Genomic DNA, 14,687 nt, shown 5'->3' with positions numbered 1-14,687 from the left:
CACTTCTTCGTGGGTGGGACAGGTGAGGGTGGGGGTGGTGCCGGTGGTGCTCACATGTGGGGCTTGGGGGCGCAGCCCACGTCACTCCTTGACACTTCCGGCGGCGAGGCCGGACTGCCAGTACTTCTGGAGGAACAGGAAGGCGGCGATCAGGGGAAGGATCGTCAGCAGGGACCCGGTGATCACCAGGTTGAAGATCACGTCACCGCCGATGGTCTGGGCCTGGGAGCTCCAGGCGCTCAGACCCAGCGTCAGCGGGTACCAGTCCGGGTCCTTCAGCATGATCAGCGGGAGGAAGTAGTTGTTCCAGGTGGCGACCGTGGTGAACAGCAGCACGGTCACGATCCCGGGGGCCAGCAGCGGCAGCGCGACCTGGAAGAAGGTCCGCACCTCGCTCGCCCCGTCCATCCGGGCCGCCTCCAGCAGCTCGGTCGGGATCGCCTCCGCGGCGAACACCCACATCAGATAGAGACCGAACGGCGACACGAGCGACGGGATGATCACCGCCCACGGGGTGTCGGTCAGCCCCATCTTGCTGAACATCAGGAAGGTCGGCACGGCCAGGGCCGTGGCCGGCACGGCGACCGCACCGATCACCACGGCGAAGATCGCACGCTTGCCGGGGAACTGGAACTTCGCCAGTGCGTACCCGCCCAGCACGGCCAGCAAGGTCGCGCCGCCCGCACCGAGCACCACGTACAGCAGGGTGTTCAGCAGCCAGCGGCCGAAGATGCCGTCGTGGTAGGTGAAGGTGGTCCGGATGTTGTCCCACAGGGCGAAGTCGTGCGCGAACCACAGGCCGTTGGAGTCGGCCAGGCCCGACTGGGTCTTCGTGGCGTTGATGACCAGCCAGATCAGCGGCACCACGGTGTAGAGGGCCATCAGGGCCATCAGCACCGTCAGCAGCACATTGCGCTTGGGCTTGCCCGGGGTGTGCTTCTTATGGGGGGTTCGCAGCCTCGGGGCGGTGTTCTTCACGGGGGAGGCGGTGACAGAGGTGCTCACGGGTCACGCTCCCTTGCGCATGCCGCGCAGCTGGACGACGTAGGCGACGATCATCGTGATGACGCCCATGATGATGGCCACCGTCGCGGAGTAGTTGTGCTGCTGGCCGTTGAAGGACAGCGAGTACGTGTAGAAGTTCGGCGTGTAGTCCGTGGTGATGGCGTTCAGTGCCAGCGGACGCAGGATGCTCGGCTCGTTGAAGAGCTGGAAGCTGCCGATGATCGAGAAGATCGTCGCGATGACGAGCGCGCCCCGGATCGCGGGCAGCTTGATCGAGCTGATGATCCGCCACTGGCCGGCGCCGTCGATCTCCGCCGCCTCGTACAGCGAGGTCGGGACGACCCGCAGCGCCGAGTAGAAGATCAGCATGTTGTACCCGACGAACTCCCAGGTCACGATGTTGCCGATGGAGGCGAGCACCCAGCTGGGGGAGAGCAGGTCGGGCAGGGTGACACCGAACGCGGAGTTGATGTCGCCCACCAGGCCGTACTTGGTGCCGTACATGAAGCCCCACATCAGGGTGGCGACCACGGCGGGCACGGCGTACGGCAGGAAGATCGTGATCCGGAAGAAGCTTTTGCCGTAGAGCCGGCCACTGTCCAGTGCCAGCGCCACCAGCAGGGCGATGCCCAGCATGATCGGCACCTGGATCGCCAGGAAGAGTGCCACCCGGCCGACTGCCGACCAGAACGCGTCGTCCTGCAGGGCCCGCGTGTAGTTGTCCAGCCCGACGAACTGGTTGCCGCCGATCAGCTGGTCCCGGAAGAGGCTCAGGTAGATCGAGTAGATGATCGGGGCCAGGAAGACCAGGGCGAAAACGGCCACGAAGGGACCGATGAAACCCCACCCCGTCCAGGAACGGCGGTCCCCTTTCGCCGGAGGAGGTGCCGGCCGCGGCTCGGCGGCCACCGGCGGTTGCAGCGTCGTCATGTCGTTCCTCGCTCGTCCAGTCCTGGAACCGGGGCGGTGTTGCGCGGAGATTTCCGAACGCCCCACCGCCACCATGATGTTTACGTAAACATCAGCCACGCAAGAGGCTCGGCAAGCTGTTATGTTTACGTAAACATCTGATGGCGGCATGTCTACACTGCCCCGATAACGATGGTCAAGGGTCCTCCGGGGAGACCGTGGCACCTGCGCCGACAGAGAGGTGGGCACACCGAGTGGACATGGCTGAAAGAACACCGGCCCAAGTGCCGGGACGCGCCCGGGCCACCGCCTCCATGGCGGACGTCGCACGGCTCGCCGGCGTGTCCTCGCAGACCGTCTCGCGGGTCTCCAACGGTTACGCGGGTGTGAACGAGGAGACCCGGCAGCAGGTCCTCGAGGCCATGAAGGAGCTCGGCTACCGCCCCAACAGCGCCGCCCGCGCCCTCAAGCGCGGTGAGTTCCGCACGATCGGCGTCATCACGTTCACGCTGTCCACGACCGGCAACGTGCGCACCCTGGAGGCGATCGCGACCTCGGCGGCCGCCGAGGGCTACGCCGTGACACTGCTCCCGGTGGCCGTCCCCACCACCGACGAGGTGCGCGGCGCGTTCTCCCGGCTGGAGGAACTGGCCGTCGACGCGGTGATCGTCATCATGGAGGTCCACCTGCTGGACGCGGCCACCGTGAAACTCCCGCCGCACGTCCAGGTCGTGGTCGTGGACTCCGATGCCGGCGACCACTACACCGTCGTGGACACCGACCAGGCCGGCGGCACCAGGACCGCCGTCCAACACCTCCTCGAACTCGGCCATCGCACCGTCTGGCACCTGGGCGGCCCCGAGGACTCGTTCGCAGCGCAGCGCCGCGCCGACGCCTGGCGGGCGGCCCTCACCGAGGCGGACCGCCCGGCGCCGCCCCTGGTCAGGGGCGACTGGTCGGCGGAGTCCGGCTACCTGGCCGGCCGTGAGCTGGCCGCCCGCGAGGAATGCACCGCCGTCTTCGCGGCCAACGACCAGATGGCCCTCGGCCTGCTGCGCGCCCTGCACGAAGCCGGGCGCCGGGTGCCCGAGGACGTCAGCGTCATCGGTTTCGACGACATCCCCGAGGCCGGCTCCTTCCTGCCCCCGCTCACCACCCTGCACCAGGACTTCGCCGAGGTCGGCCGGCTCTGCGTCCAGGCCGTGCTGCGCAAGATGCGTCCGGACGGTGCGGAACACGGAACGACGCTCGTACCGACGCGGCTGGTGCTGCGGCAGAGCACGGCGCCACCGCCCGCGGAGCGCTGACAGCCGCGTCCGAAGCGGGTGCCGTGGGGCGGCGCTGCGGGGGTACGCGTGCGGCTGCTTCGGGTCCCGGCGCCGGCTGCCTCAGGTACGGGCGGCAGCTGCTGCGGGTGCCTTGGCGGTGGCTGTCTCGCAGGGGCCGCCGATGCCGTCTCGCGGGTTCGCGGTGGTTACCTCGGGTGTTCGCCCACGGCGCGGGCCGCCGTCCGCCAGGCCGTGGTGACGGCGAGTCGGGCGGCCGCCGTGCCGCGCTCCGTCTCCGCGGGCAGCCGCATCGGCGCCCCCAGGTGGACATGGCAGTGCGGACGCCGGACGGGCGCCGTCAGTGTGCCCGCCAGCTGCTTCGCGGCCGACCCCGAAGCGATCCGCCGGGCGCCCGCGTGACCCACCGGCACCACCAGCGCGCCGGTCGCCTGTGCCAGACGGGCGAGCCCGGTACGGAACGGCTCGGGCGCGGTGGCCGCCGCGTCCCTGCGGCGCGGCAGCCGGCCCTCGCCGTAGAGGAGCACGTGCCGGCCGCCGGCCAGTGCCTCGGCGGCGGCGTCGAGAGCCAGCGCCGCGTGCGCCGTACGCCGGTGGACCGGGATGTGACCGTCACGGCTCAGCGCTCTGCCGAGCAGCGGTATGCGCCACAGTCCCGCGGTCGCCATGACCACCGGCTCGAGCTCGAGCTGCCGCAGCGCGGTCATGACGACGGCGGGGTCGGCCATGGAGTCGTGGTTGGCCACGAAGAGGGTCCCCGCGGGCAGGCGCAGCTTGATCTCACTGGTGACGGTGAGCCGCCCGAAGAACGGTGTCAGGGCGATGACGGCACGGCTGAACACGAGGGAACCTCCGGTAAGGGCGATCGGAGCCTCAGTGTCGTGCCGCGGGGGAGGAGAGCGCCTGAGTACGGATACTCAACGGGCACGCCGAAACCCGCTGCCGCCGAAGCCGTGCTGTCGGCGAAGCCCGCGTCCCCGACGGGGCGGGCAGTGTCGTCGAACTCCTCCCCCAGCAGTTCGCCGGCCGTGCTGAGCCGCCGCTGGTAGCTGATGCCGCCGCCGAGGAAGGTCTCCGCGAAGTCGAGGATCCGGTCGGTGCCGACGGGTCGGCCGGCCGGGAAGCGGAAGACATGGATCTTGTCGACGGCGGAGAACAGGAGGCCGACGAAGTCACGCCCGCAGTGGCGGGCCTGGTCCGGCAGCGCCAAGGCGCACGCCTTGGCCCACGCCTCCCGGGTGACTCCGCCGGGCCCTGCCTCGTCCAGGGAGTGCGAGGTGTCCACGCACTCCGTGTACGGCGTCCCGGCCGGTGCCGTCCTGCGGAGACGCCCGAGGCCCCATGGAACAACCCTGCTCACCATGAGCTCAGGGGCATGACACCGTAGGGAACGGGTCGAGGCTGCGCGAGACCTCGTACTGGGTTACGTCCGGGCTCTCCCTGCTCGTCCGGCGGCGGCGACTACGAGGGACCGAGCAGTGTGGAGCGCCGCCCAGGGCCGGGGGGCGCCACACCTGCCACCGTGGCTTCGCGGTGCCGACAAGAAGACCCGGCGGGGAAACCGGCCGCGAGAAGGACAGAGCCCGTTCCCGGCTCGGGAGAAGCGGGTACTCGGAGCACGGCACTACACACCAGACAAGAGCCGAGGCGATCGCCATGGCAGAGAACACCGCCACCAGCACCATCTCGACGGGTCGGCCCGATGCGGGCGTGAGCACGTTGAAGGGCCGCACCGGAGCCGGAGCGCCGGCCGAAACCCGGGGGAAGACCAGTGTCGCCGACGGCGTGGTCGCCAAGATCGCGGGCATGGCCGCGCGTGAGGTGCCGGGCGTTCACCACCTCGGCGGTGGCATGGCCCGTGCCATGGGTGCCATGCGGGACCGGGCCCCCGGCGGAAGCGGAGGCGTCACGCGAGGGGTGAAGGTCGAGGTCGGTGAGCGTCAGGCCGCCGTAGACCTGGACGTCGTCGTCGAGTACGGAGTCTCCATCATCGACGTGGCCGGTGACGTGCGTTCCAACGTCATCGGGGCCCTGGAGCGGATGACGGGCCTGGAGGTCGTCGAGGTGAACATCGCCGTCGGTGACGTCCGCCTCCCCGACGAAGAGGAGGAATCCGAACCCGACGACAACCGGGTGAGGTGAGCCACGCCCCCCGGGCCCGGCCCTCGCTCGTATGAAGATCCGCTGCTCGCGGGGGAGCAGCCACCACTCCCCAAGGGGCACGTCATGATCATCCTGGGTGTCGTTCTGCTCGTCATAGGCCTCGTCGCCGGTATAGGTGTTCTGTGGACCATCGGCATCATCCTGGTGGTCCTCGGAGCGGCCCTGTGGATCCTCGGTGCGCTGGGGCACGCCGTCGCCGGACGACGCCACTACTGGTGACCGGGCCCTGGTGACCGAACCGGCGTGGCGGACGAACGGCCGCCTGCGCGCCGCCCGGGCGGCCGTCGCCCCACTACCGGCCTGCCCGGCGCGTGCGTGGTTCGCGCCACCGGGAGGCGGCCTGGACGGCGTGTCCGACGACGTCGCCGACGAGAGCGTCGGCGCCGCGGTCGGAGGCGATGAGCTCCTTGCGGGGCAGAGCGGCCCGCAGCGCGCACACCACGTCCACGATCACGTCGGGGACGTCCACGCCCGGGACGGCTTCGGCCACGGCGTGCTGCAACGCGGTCGGCTCGACGGTGGTCCGCGTCGGTGCCTCCGGGTGGCCGACGGCGGAGCGCACCAGAGCGGCGAAGTTCGAGGGGTCCGCCAGGTACCCGACCTCGATCCGCACCAGCAGCCGGTTGTAGATCGCGGCCGAATCCTCCCCGTCGGTCGGGCCCTTCGTCGCTCGCCGTGATGGCCCCGATCAGGGGGCCGCGGATCGGCTCGCCGCCGCTCTATCGGTGGTGGATCCGCTCGTTGAGGTAGCCCAGCGTCTCGTTCAGCGCCGCGGTGGAGCACTTCAAGATCTCATCGGTGAACGCCACATGTGCGATCTCACCACCAGCGGCCGCACGACGTCGGCCCGCTCGTGGAAGCGGTCCGACAGCTCGTCACTGATCGCCCGCAGCCTCCTGGCGGTCTGCCGCCCGTCGTGCGTGTCCTGTGTGCCGGTGCTCGACACTCAAATCCTTCCCTGTGAAGTCACGTTGGGCACTATCGGTCGAAGCGCTTCACTGTCCTGTCACTGTCCTGAGGGGCTGACCAGTCCCGTCCGGTAGGCGACAATCACCGCCTGGACGCGGTCGCGCAGTCGGAGCTTCGCCAGGATGCGGGAGACATGTTTCTTGACGGTCGTCTCGAGACGGTTGCGGTTACGGCGAGGAGCAGAGCGAGCAGCGCGTCGAAGAGGAGGTTGCGCCGGGTCGGCCTGGGCAGCGGCGCGACCGGACGCACCAGCGCGGCCCCGGCCTCGCGTATCCGGCCGGCCGCGTCGACGTTCATCACCGGCTCATTCTCACCGAGCCCCGTCCGAGGGACGTCCTGCCGGACGTCCCTCTTCCGGCCCCTCGTACTTCTGGCGCCTACATCTCAGGGAGGACACCGGCCCGAGGCCGTGCCCACCGGCCGCCACGGATCAGTCGGGGTGGCGGCGCTCCCCGTCGGGGGACTGCTCCACCTTCGCCACCCGCGCCTCCGCCTTCAGGATGCGCGCCGACTTTCCGGCCGAACGGGCCAGTTCGGGCAGCTTCCTGGCGGCGAGGACGGCAATGACGACGACGAGGAGGATGGCGAATTCGCTCAGTCCGAACATGAGGAAGCCGCCCCGGTCAGACGTTGACGCCGAAGTCGGCGGCGATCCCGGCCAACCCGGAGGCGTAACCCTGGCCGACGGCACGGAACTTCCACTCCGCGCCGTTGCGGTACAGCTCGCCGAAGACCATCGCGGTCTCGGTGGAGGCGTCCTCGCTGAGGTCGTACCGTGCGATCTCCTGGCCGCCCGCCTGGTTGACGACACGGATGAACGCGTTACGGACCTGACCGAAGCTCTGGCCACGGTTCTCGGCGTCGTGGATGGAGACCGGGAAGACGATCTTGTCGATCTCGGCGGGCACGGCGGCGAGGTTCACCTTGACCGACTCGTCGTCGCCCTCGCCCTCACCGGTGAGGTTGTCGCCGGTGTGCTCGACCGAACCGTCGGGGCTCTTCAGGTTGTTGTAGAAGACGAAGTGCTGGTCGGACAGGACCTTGCCGGACGCGTCCAGGAGCAGGGCGGAGGCGTCGAGGTCGTAGTCGGTGCCCGTGGTCGTCCGCACGTCCCAGCCCAGGCCGACCAGGACCGCGGTCAGGCCCGGCGCCTCCTTGCTCAGGGATACGTTGCCACCCTTGGACAGGGAAACTCCCACTGTCTTCCTCCTGGTTGAGACGGGTCGAGACCGGTCGGGACCGATCGGGATGTCATGCGCGGTTGCGCCCGAATCGAATCTACAGCACTGTAGAAATGATGGGGAGGCGGCGCTTGACCGGAAGTATGACTCGTATCATCGCCGACATCTCGGTCTCGCTCGACGGCTTCGTCACCACAGACCTTCCCGAGGGGGCTCCGCACGGCCCCTTCGGCAGCCGTCAGCCGATCTGTCAGGCGAGGAGGGCGCGTCGAACGACGGGCCTCAGGTGCCTTCCCTCCGGGCCTTCGGGCTGACCCGCAGACAGGGAACGGAAAGTGTCACGCGTCGGCCGGCGCGGGCTGTTCCTCGGCCGGGGCGGTCGCGGCGGACCGGGACGAGTCGGCGGCGGTGTAGAAGACGGACGAGCCCTGCCTGGAGCGCTGTGCCCGGGTCTTGGCGACGAGGCCTTCGAGGGTGGTGCGGATGACGGTCGTCTTGATGGCGCGTTCAGGGTGGGCCTGGCCGAGGGCGGTGGCGATCTCCGCTGCCGAGCGGGGTTCGCTCTGCTCGGTGAGGTGGCGGCGGACCAGGTCCACGAGGGTCGTCTGCGCCGTCTGCGCGGCTTCGGCCTTGCCCGTGCTCGGCTTCCCGACCGACTTCTCGGCCGACTTCCCCGCCGTCTTGCCCGCCGTCCGGGCGGGCTGGGCGGCGGTCTTCCCGCTCGGCTGGGTCTTCTTGCTCGGCCGGGTCCGCTTGCCCGTGCCGGACGGGGCGGCCTTCTTGCGCGGGGCGGGCACCGGGACGTTGCCGGACGGCGATGCCGTCGTGTCGGGCACCGGAACCGCGTCGATGGCCTGCTGGATGTTGACGAGCACCGTGTGATCCCGCTGGAGGGATGCCAACTGCTCTTGCAGGGCGGCGATTTCCACGCCGACACGTTCCTGCTCCTTGGTGTTGCGTTCCAGGTCGGCGGTCACCTGAGCGGTGTACTGCGAGGTGAGTTCGGTGGTGGAGGCGTTCTCGGACATGAAGCGCACAACCTTTCCCCGGTGTGAGGCGGCAGTCGAGGGACCTGCCGGGCCCGCCCTTGGGGCGGGTCGATGCCTGCCGGGCACATCACTGCGAAGCCCTGTGCAGAGCACTGATGGAGAGATAGTACGGACAAGCGGAGGAGATGGTTCTCTTCACGTGTCCACCGGGCCGGGTCCACCCGGGCACATCGGCGATCCCTGTACGCACCCGACGTCGTCGCCCGCGTCGCCCTTGTCGTGCCGGAGCCGCGATTCGTGCCCGGCCACGTCGTCGAGAGCGATCAGAGGTTCACACGGCCGGAACGACTCAACCGACCCGCGGGAATGGACAATTGCTCGATGGAGCAGGGTGGACGGCACTACGCTGCCATGTCGTGCAGGAGACACGCCTCGACACCGCTCGTATCCGGGCGGCTCGCCGGGTGATCGACCCGGTGTTCCTCGACACTCCGCTGTACCGCTGCGAGGCGCTGGAGCCCCGGCTCGGGTGCGCCGTGAGCATCAAGCTCGAAACGGCGAACCCCGTCCGCAGCTTCAAGGCACGCGGCACCGAGGTCGTCGCGAGCCTGCTCGCCGACCACGGCCCCCGAGCCGTGGTGTGCGCCAGCGCGGGCAACCTCGGCCAAGCCCTCGCCTGGTCCGGCCGCTCCCGGGGGCTCGAGGTCACCGTCGTGGCATCCCGCTTCGCGTCCCCGGCCAAGCTCGATCGCATCCGCGCGCTGGAGGCCGGTCTTGAGCTGGTGGACGGCGACTTCGAGATGGCCCGCGAGCGGGCGGCGGCGGTCGCGCGGCACGAGGGCATCCGGCTGGTCGAGGACAGTCTGGACATCGAAACCTGCGAGGGCGCGGCGACCATCGGCCTGGAACTGGTGCACAGGGCGCGGGCGTTCGACACGGTCCTGATCGCTCTCGGCGGCGGGGCGCTGGCCACCGGGGTGGGGCATGTGGTGAAGGCCTTGGCGCCCGAGGTCGAAGTGGTCTGCGTCCAGCCGCTGGGCGCACCGGCGATGACACACTCGTGGCACCGAGGGAGCGTCGTCACCACCGACTCGACCGACACCATCGCCGACGGTGTGGCCGGCCGACGCCCCATCCCGGCCGTCCTGGACGACCTGCTCCTGGTCGCCGACGACGCCGTCCTGGTCGAGGAGGCATCGATCGTCGCCGGTATGAGGATGCTCCTGGACCACGCGGGACTCGTCGTCGAACCGTCTGCCGCGCTCGGCATCGCGGCGATCCTCGAAAACCGTGACCGTTTCGCCGGCCGGCATGTGGCCACCGTCGTGTGCGGCAGCAATGTCGACGTGGACGCCTATCACGGCTGGGTCAATACGCCTTTCACCAGCAGGCTTTGACGATGTCCCGCCCGGCTGCCGCCGCCTTCGACCTCCTGCTGGGCGTCGGAGGATCTGTCGCGCGGCGGGCGCTGCGCAGGGCGCGGCCCTGCGTGGACGGGGCAGGACCAGGCACGTCGGCGGTCCTCGTATGTCAGCGCACGGTGGGGATCGCCCCGCCCTCGACCCGTGTCACCCGGACGCCCGGCAGGCCGGTGCCCCATCGGCCGGCGATGCCCGCGAGCCGTTCCGCGTCGAGCGGTGTGTGCCCCAGCCCGATGGCGTAGCGCACGCTCTCGGCTCCCTCGGTGGATGTGGGCGCGGGGGCCAGGGGCTGCGGCCAGGCGTGCGCGTCCTGCACCCCCGCCTCCCGCAACGCTCTGAGGAGCGCGCGCATACGTCCGCGTACGCGCCCGTTGAGCTCGTCGAAGGCTTCCTCCTGCCGACGCGGGACCGTCACGACGGCCCATGCCGCGTGCTGTCGGTGCAGCGGCGGCGGGCAGAGCAGCTCGGGCCAGGGATCCGTGCCGGACTCGGCCGCGCTCTCCACTGTCTCCCAGGCCCGGTAGAGCTCCTGGGTCAGCAGGTCCCGGCCGTGCGGGCCGACCTGTTCGGTGCAGGAGCGCACGGGGGCGCTGGGCGTCAGCACGGTCACGGCCGCGCCGGTCCCGTGATCCTCCGGGGCGAGACCGACGGGCTCCCGCCAGTCCCACGCGGCCCAGGTGCCGAAGAACCGTCGCAGCAGATCGTCGGAGTCCACGTGGTCCGGGGACCGACGGACCGTGAGAGCCGCAAGCACCGCCCAGGCCACTCCGGGCAGGCCGCCGAACGGTGCCCCGTCCAGGCCGCGCGCCCGCGCCCACGCCTTCACTCCCCGTGCCAGAACCACGAACTGGTGCCGTCGGTGGACGCCCACGGCCGTCAGGACAGCCTCCGCGTCGGAGACCGAGCTGAGCGCGATCGCCGCCTCTTCCCCCAGTTCGGACCGCCGGGCGGGCGCGTCCTTCGCCGGTATCGACCCCGTTGCCACGACGACCAGATCCACGTCGAGCCCGTCGAAGTGGAACCGCAGACCCGGCACACGCGCGCCGACGACCTCGCGCATCCGCTCGACGCCCGGCAGCGCCGCCGTGACCCGCTCCCGCACGGCCGCGAGGTCCACGGCGCCGGGCAGCCCCACGACGACGTCGACATCGGATCCGGCGAGCGCGCAGCCCATGCGCCGCGACCCCGCGAGACGGACGGCGCCCTCGCCGAGCGCGTCCGTCAGGCGCCGCACGACCTGCTCGGCCACCGCGTTGTCCGGGGCGGGCCGGACGGCCGCGTCGGCGGCGGGCGCGGCCCACTCCTCCCACCCGCGGTCGGGCCTGCCGAGGGCAGGCTCGGGAAGCCACCGCACCTCGCCGGTGCCGAGGGCGACCGTGGCCCGCGGCCGCATCGGTTCCTCGCCCCGCCGGGACATCAGGACCAGTTCGCCGATCGGCGCGGTCATCGGGGAGAGACGGGCCGCGCAGTCGACGGCGACGGCCCGCGGGTCGGCGGTCCGGCCGAGGCTCAGGTGCGGGGTGAAGCCGTCGTGGCGTCCACGGCAGCGCGGGAAGCGCCGCACGAGTGCCTGCCACAGCTCCGCCCACGGCGTGTCGTCCTCGGCCGCGGGGTCCAGCCAGACCGTGGCGCCGTCCCGGTGGCCGAAGGTGTGCAGTCCCTCCAGGCGTGCCGTGAACGGCGCGACCTGCGCGGCCGCCGTGGCCAGCAGCGGAGCCGCGCGTTCGAAGTCCGACTCGGGGACGAACCCGAACAGCACGTTGACGTGTGGCGGCCAGCGCCGGATCTGCACGTCGTGGTCGCGGCGCACGTCCTGGAGCGCAGGCCACAGTGCGCGCGGAGGGACCCACGCCAGTGCCGTACGGGGTGTCGGCGCGACGTCGAGCACGTCGACGGGCGCGTCGGCACCGCAATGCAGGTCGGCGGCGACGCCGTAGTGGTCGGAGACGTACAGCCCCGACGGGGTGGGCGCGTCGCCCAGCAGCGCCGCCCCGGTGACGCGCGGACCGTCGCCGGGGCGGACGAGGACGCGGTCGAGACGCGAGACACGGCCCGACAGGGACGAGACCGCGGCGAGCGGATTGACGCCGGGATCGAAGGTGGGCGTGTGATCGTGCGGCCCGTGCGCCTCGGTCCAGGCGTCGCGCATGCCGAGCGTGCGCGCCGGGCCGGGGCCTCCGTCGTTGAAGTCGCCGACCAGGACCAGGCCACCCGCCACCCCGGCCAGCCCCTCGGCGAGCCGGGTCAGCTCCGCGCCACGCCGGGTCGGCCCGTCCTCGGAGTGGTCGCTCGTCAGATGGGTGGCGGCCACGGTCAGCGGTCCGGACACCGTGTCCACGACGACGGCGGTGACGGCCTTGTGGTGGCCGAGGACATGCAGGGCCGCCTCCCGCACCGGCAGCCGGCTGAGCAGGAGGAGACCGCAGTCGTCGACCTCCTTCCCGTAGGGGTCGGCGCCGACGGTGTAGTGGGCCCGGACCCACGCGGCGTCCAGCAGCATGGCCAGCAGCCCCGCCTCGACCTCCTGGAGGGCGATGACGTCCGCGTCGGCGCGTTCGAGCGCCTCCAGCAGCAGCGGGCGGCGCAGGGCGGTGTCGATGCGGTCGCTGTCGTAGCGGTCCCACAGGGTGTTCCAGGTCAGCACCCGTACCCGGTCCCGCCCCGTCTCCCCCTGGCCGGACGCCGCGGGCATCCAACGGCCGGCGGACGCGTCCCACGCGTGCGGCGGCCGTGCGGTGAAGAAGGGCGCCCGCAGCCGCCGCGCCTCGCGCACCCGGCCTGCGCCGGACGCGTCGACGCGGTCCACGCCCGTGGCGCGGTCCCACACGAGCTCGCCGTCCGCCTCCACGAACAGCACGCGGTGCCACGGGATCTCGCCACCCGGCACGAACGTCGGCAGCGGCACCCGTTTGGGCGCCGCGCCGCGCTGGTTGATGCCGAGCACGAACCGCGCGGGGTCGAAGCGGGGGTCCCAGCGCACGCGGTGATAGATCTCCTCGCTGGTACGCATCAGACGTCCTCCCCGTCCAGTGTGCCGTCGTCGAGTGTGCCGTCGCGGTCCTGCACGGTCCCGTCCGCGCCCACGTACCAGGTGCGGTGCGCCTGACCGGGATACGGCGGCACGAACCGGCGCAGTTGGCCCGCGAGCACGTCCGCCGGCACCGGATGGGCGCGCGTGGCGTTGCGGCGCAGCAGCTCGTCCTCGTCGGCGAGTACCACGGCGTGGGTGACCAGCGCGTCCCGGCGATGTGCCACGGCGTGCACCAGGGACCGCTGGTGCGCGTTGAGTGACGTGGCGTCCCACACCACCGTGCCACCGGCGCCGAGCGCTCCGTCCAGCCGCTCCAGTCCCTCCCGCAGCACCTCCCCGTTGGCCTTCTGGTCCGCCCGCGAACCGCGCGCCGCCCGCAGTCCGTCCAGTTCGACGCGCGCCGAAACGTCCGTCAGCCGCGCCGCGAAGGCGCTCTTGCCGCTGCCCGACGGCCCCACGAGGTGCACCAGCCGCGGAAAGTCCCCGCCCCGCCACCGCCACGTCGCCGCGACGGCCTCCTCCACCGTGGAGATCCGCCCCCGCGCGTACAGCTCCCGTGCCTCCGCCCAGCACCGGTCCCCGGCCGCTCCGCCGATCGCTTCCCCGGCCAGTGCCCGGCGCAGCCCGGACCGCAGCGGCCCGAGCGGCCTCTCGCCGAGCAGCCCGGCCTCCTCGGCGTGCAGAGCCGACCACTGCGCCTGCTCCCGCGCCTGCTCGTCCTGCGCGACCGCCCCCGCCACGGCGTGCAGCACCCCCAGGTCGGCGGCGAACGACATCCGCACGAGTCCGGCCCGGCGCTCGGCGTCCGGGTACGGCCGGTGCACGGCGGCGTGCAGTCCCACCAGGTCGGCGACCCGCCTCGCGAGCGGCACGCCCAGAGACTCGGCGGCGTGGCTCATCAGCCACGGCCGTCGCGTGCGGTGCAGCAGCGCGGCGAGCACCCCCGCGAGCCGCGCGTCGCCGCTCCGCCCCAGCGCGTCCAGCCGCGCACCCACCTCGGCGGCGGCTTCCGCGTCGCCGTCCGCCACGCCCACGATCCGGCGCAGCGCCTCCGCGTCCGGCGCCGCCCCGGACCGCACGGCCCACAGGGCGGCCGCGGGTCCGAGCCCGTTGGCGACGACCGCCGCGTGCATCCAGTGCGTCCCCGTCGTGACGTGCCCGGGCCGCACCCACTTGGCCACCCGCCCGGCGAAGTCCTCCCGCGCGAAGCCCTCGGCGGTGCGTACGACGTAACCCTCCTGCCGCCCGGTCTCCACCCGCAGCCGCCGCAGCGCCCGCTCGTCGAACGTCCCCCGCCACAGCACCGGCGGCGCCGGCACGCCCAGCCCGCGCAGGAACCGCACGGTCTCGTCCCAGCCCAGGCACCGGTCACGCTCGTCCCACACGGAGAACCCGTAGAAGTAGCTGTCCAGGTCGTCGTACGGGATCGAGTGCCGCGCGTACAGGTTCTCTCCGCAGACCCGCCACCCCGCGGGTATCCGCGCACCCACCCGCCCCTGCAGGGCCTTGACCCACGCTCGCGACGGATGGTGCGCGGAATCCAGCGAGCGGGCATGCAGCCCGTCCGCGTACAGCGTGGTGTTCTCCCCGTCGAGCTTCTCGGTGACGACGACCTCCCGCCCGACGAACCCGCCCAGCCCACCGGCCCGCACATCGTCCGCGGAAAAGCCCGGTGACCAGGGCACATGTGGGGTTCGGGGGTAGGAGGCGCGCATGGCCGCCACTATAGGAGC

General features: G+C 71.6%; 12 protein-coding genes and 3 pseudogenes. 4 read left to right on the top strand and 11 right to left on the bottom strand.

Features of this window, described 5'->3' with window-relative positions; translation table 11 throughout:
- Window positions 1–81: 81 nt before the first annotated feature.
- Together OHU34_RS04055 and OHU34_RS04050 are read right to left on the bottom strand one after the other, a co-directional pair.
- On the bottom strand, window positions 82–1,005 hold the full coding sequence (locus OHU34_RS04055; RefSeq protein WP_142267666.1) for a carbohydrate ABC transporter permease: 924 nt from the start codon (window positions 1,003–1,005) through the stop codon (window positions 82–84).
- A gap of 3 nt (window positions 1,006–1,008) precedes the next feature.
- Entirely contained in the window at window positions 1,009–1,935 is a 927-nt protein-coding gene (locus OHU34_RS04050; protein ID WP_405764765.1) for a carbohydrate ABC transporter permease, read from the bottom strand.
- A gap of 293 nt (window positions 1,936–2,228) precedes the next feature.
- Here OHU34_RS04050 and OHU34_RS04045 point away from each other — a divergent pair, with 293 nt between their 5' ends.
- Window positions 2,229–3,221, top strand: coding sequence for a LacI family DNA-binding transcriptional regulator (locus tag OHU34_RS04045; protein WP_200839980.1), 993 nt, complete (start codon window positions 2,229–2,231; stop codon window positions 3,219–3,221).
- A 167-nt stretch (window positions 3,222–3,388) separates the two neighbouring features.
- On the opposite strand, the gene OHU34_RS04040 is transcribed toward OHU34_RS04045, so the two are convergent.
- Complete coding sequence (locus OHU34_RS04040; RefSeq protein WP_405764762.1) at window positions 3,389–4,042, bottom strand: lysophospholipid acyltransferase family protein; 654 nt, start codon at window positions 4,040–4,042, stop codon at window positions 3,389–3,391.
- Window positions 4,043–4,173: 131 nt separating this feature from the next.
- Window positions 4,174–4,488: pseudogene (locus OHU34_RS04035) on the bottom strand (hypothetical protein); the annotation flags it as partial.
- 368 nt (window positions 4,489–4,856) lie between these two features.
- On the opposite strand from OHU34_RS04035, the gene OHU34_RS04030 reads away from it, so the two are divergent.
- Both OHU34_RS04030 and OHU34_RS04025 read left to right on the top strand, forming a co-directional pair.
- The gene (locus OHU34_RS04030; RefSeq protein ID WP_405764760.1) at window positions 4,857–5,342 is read left to right on the top strand and encodes an Asp23/Gls24 family envelope stress response protein; all 486 of its coding nucleotides are present in this window, start codon (window positions 4,857–4,859) and stop codon (window positions 5,340–5,342) included.
- Window positions 5,343–5,426: 84 nt separating this feature from the next.
- The gene (locus OHU34_RS04025) at window positions 5,427–5,582 is read left to right on the top strand and encodes a DUF6131 family protein (RefSeq protein ID WP_200839897.1); all 156 of its coding nucleotides are present in this window, start codon (window positions 5,427–5,429) and stop codon (window positions 5,580–5,582) included.
- A 145-nt stretch (window positions 5,583–5,727) separates the two neighbouring features.
- Here OHU34_RS04025 and OHU34_RS04020 read toward each other — a convergent pair.
- The 5 genes and pseudogenes from OHU34_RS04020 to OHU34_RS04000 all read right to left on the bottom strand — a co-directional run.
- Window positions 5,728–6,309 (bottom strand): annotated as a pseudogene (locus OHU34_RS04020) (AAA family ATPase); the annotation flags it as partial.
- Between the two features lie 60 nt (window positions 6,310–6,369).
- Window positions 6,370–6,486 (bottom strand): annotated as a pseudogene (locus tag OHU34_RS04015) (LuxR C-terminal-related transcriptional regulator); the annotation flags it as partial.
- Between the two features lie 276 nt (window positions 6,487–6,762).
- On the bottom strand, window positions 6,763–6,939 hold the full coding sequence (locus tag OHU34_RS04010) for a twin-arginine translocase TatA/TatE family subunit (RefSeq protein WP_142267671.1): 177 nt from the start codon (window positions 6,937–6,939) through the stop codon (window positions 6,763–6,765).
- A 16-nt stretch (window positions 6,940–6,955) separates the two neighbouring features.
- Entirely contained in the window at window positions 6,956–7,531 is a 576-nt protein-coding gene (locus tag OHU34_RS04005; RefSeq protein ID WP_020129565.1) for a TerD family protein, read from the bottom strand.
- 320 nt (window positions 7,532–7,851) lie between these two features.
- Complete coding sequence (locus OHU34_RS04000) at window positions 7,852–8,541, bottom strand: hypothetical protein (protein ID WP_405764757.1); 690 nt, start codon at window positions 8,539–8,541, stop codon at window positions 7,852–7,854.
- A 377-nt stretch (window positions 8,542–8,918) separates the two neighbouring features.
- On the opposite strand from OHU34_RS04000, the gene OHU34_RS03995 reads away from it, so the two are divergent.
- Window positions 8,919–9,899 carry a threonine/serine dehydratase gene (locus OHU34_RS03995; protein WP_405764753.1) on the top strand — a complete coding sequence of 327 codons (981 nt, stop codon included), beginning with the start codon at window positions 8,919–8,921 and terminating at the stop codon, window positions 9,897–9,899.
- Between the two features lie 133 nt (window positions 9,900–10,032).
- Here OHU34_RS03995 and OHU34_RS03990 read toward each other — a convergent pair whose 3' ends face one another.
- The gene (locus OHU34_RS03990; RefSeq protein ID WP_405764751.1) at window positions 10,033–12,933 is read right to left on the bottom strand and encodes a poly(A) polymerase; all 2,901 of its coding nucleotides are present in this window, start codon (window positions 12,931–12,933) and stop codon (window positions 10,033–10,035) included.
- The gene (locus tag OHU34_RS03985; RefSeq protein ID WP_405764748.1) at window positions 12,933–14,669 is read right to left on the bottom strand and encodes an RNA ligase family protein; all 1,737 of its coding nucleotides are present in this window, start codon (window positions 14,667–14,669) and stop codon (window positions 12,933–12,935) included. The genes OHU34_RS03990 and OHU34_RS03985 overlap by 1 nt, the downstream gene beginning before the upstream one ends.
- Window positions 14,670–14,687: the final 18 nt, after the last annotated feature.

The organism is Streptomyces sp. NBC_00080 (assembly GCF_045041255.1).
GTDB lineage: Bacteria > Actinomycetota > Actinomycetes > Streptomycetales > Streptomycetaceae > Streptomyces > Streptomyces coriariae.
This window is presented reverse-complemented; position numbering and strand designations above follow the sequence as displayed.

Excerpts from the sequence above, each read along its gene's own strand:
- OHU34_RS03985 (WP_405764748.1), bottom strand. The coding sequence starts at position 14,669 with ATGCGCGCCTCCTACCCCCGAACCCCACATGTGCCCTGGTCACCGGGC.
- OHU34_RS04050 (WP_405764765.1), bottom strand. The coding sequence starts at position 1,935 with ATGACGACGCTGCAACCGCCGGTGGCCGCCGAGCCGCGGCCGGCACCT.
- OHU34_RS04025 (WP_200839897.1), top strand. The coding sequence starts at position 5,427 with ATGATCATCCTGGGTGTCGTTCTGCTCGTCATAGGCCTCGTCGCCGGT.
- OHU34_RS03990 (WP_405764751.1), bottom strand. The coding sequence starts at position 12,933 with ATGCGTACCAGCGAGGAGATCTATCACCGCGTGCGCTGGGACCCCCGC.
- OHU34_RS04010 (WP_142267671.1), bottom strand. The coding sequence starts at position 6,939 with ATGTTCGGACTGAGCGAATTCGCCATCCTCCTCGTCGTCGTCATTGCC.
- OHU34_RS04030 (WP_405764760.1), top strand. The coding sequence starts at position 4,857 with ATGGCAGAGAACACCGCCACCAGCACCATCTCGACGGGTCGGCCCGAT.
- OHU34_RS04045 (WP_200839980.1), top strand. The coding sequence starts at position 2,229 with ATGGCGGACGTCGCACGGCTCGCCGGCGTGTCCTCGCAGACCGTCTCG.
- OHU34_RS04000 (WP_405764757.1), bottom strand. The coding sequence starts at position 8,541 with ATGTCCGAGAACGCCTCCACCACCGAACTCACCTCGCAGTACACCGCT.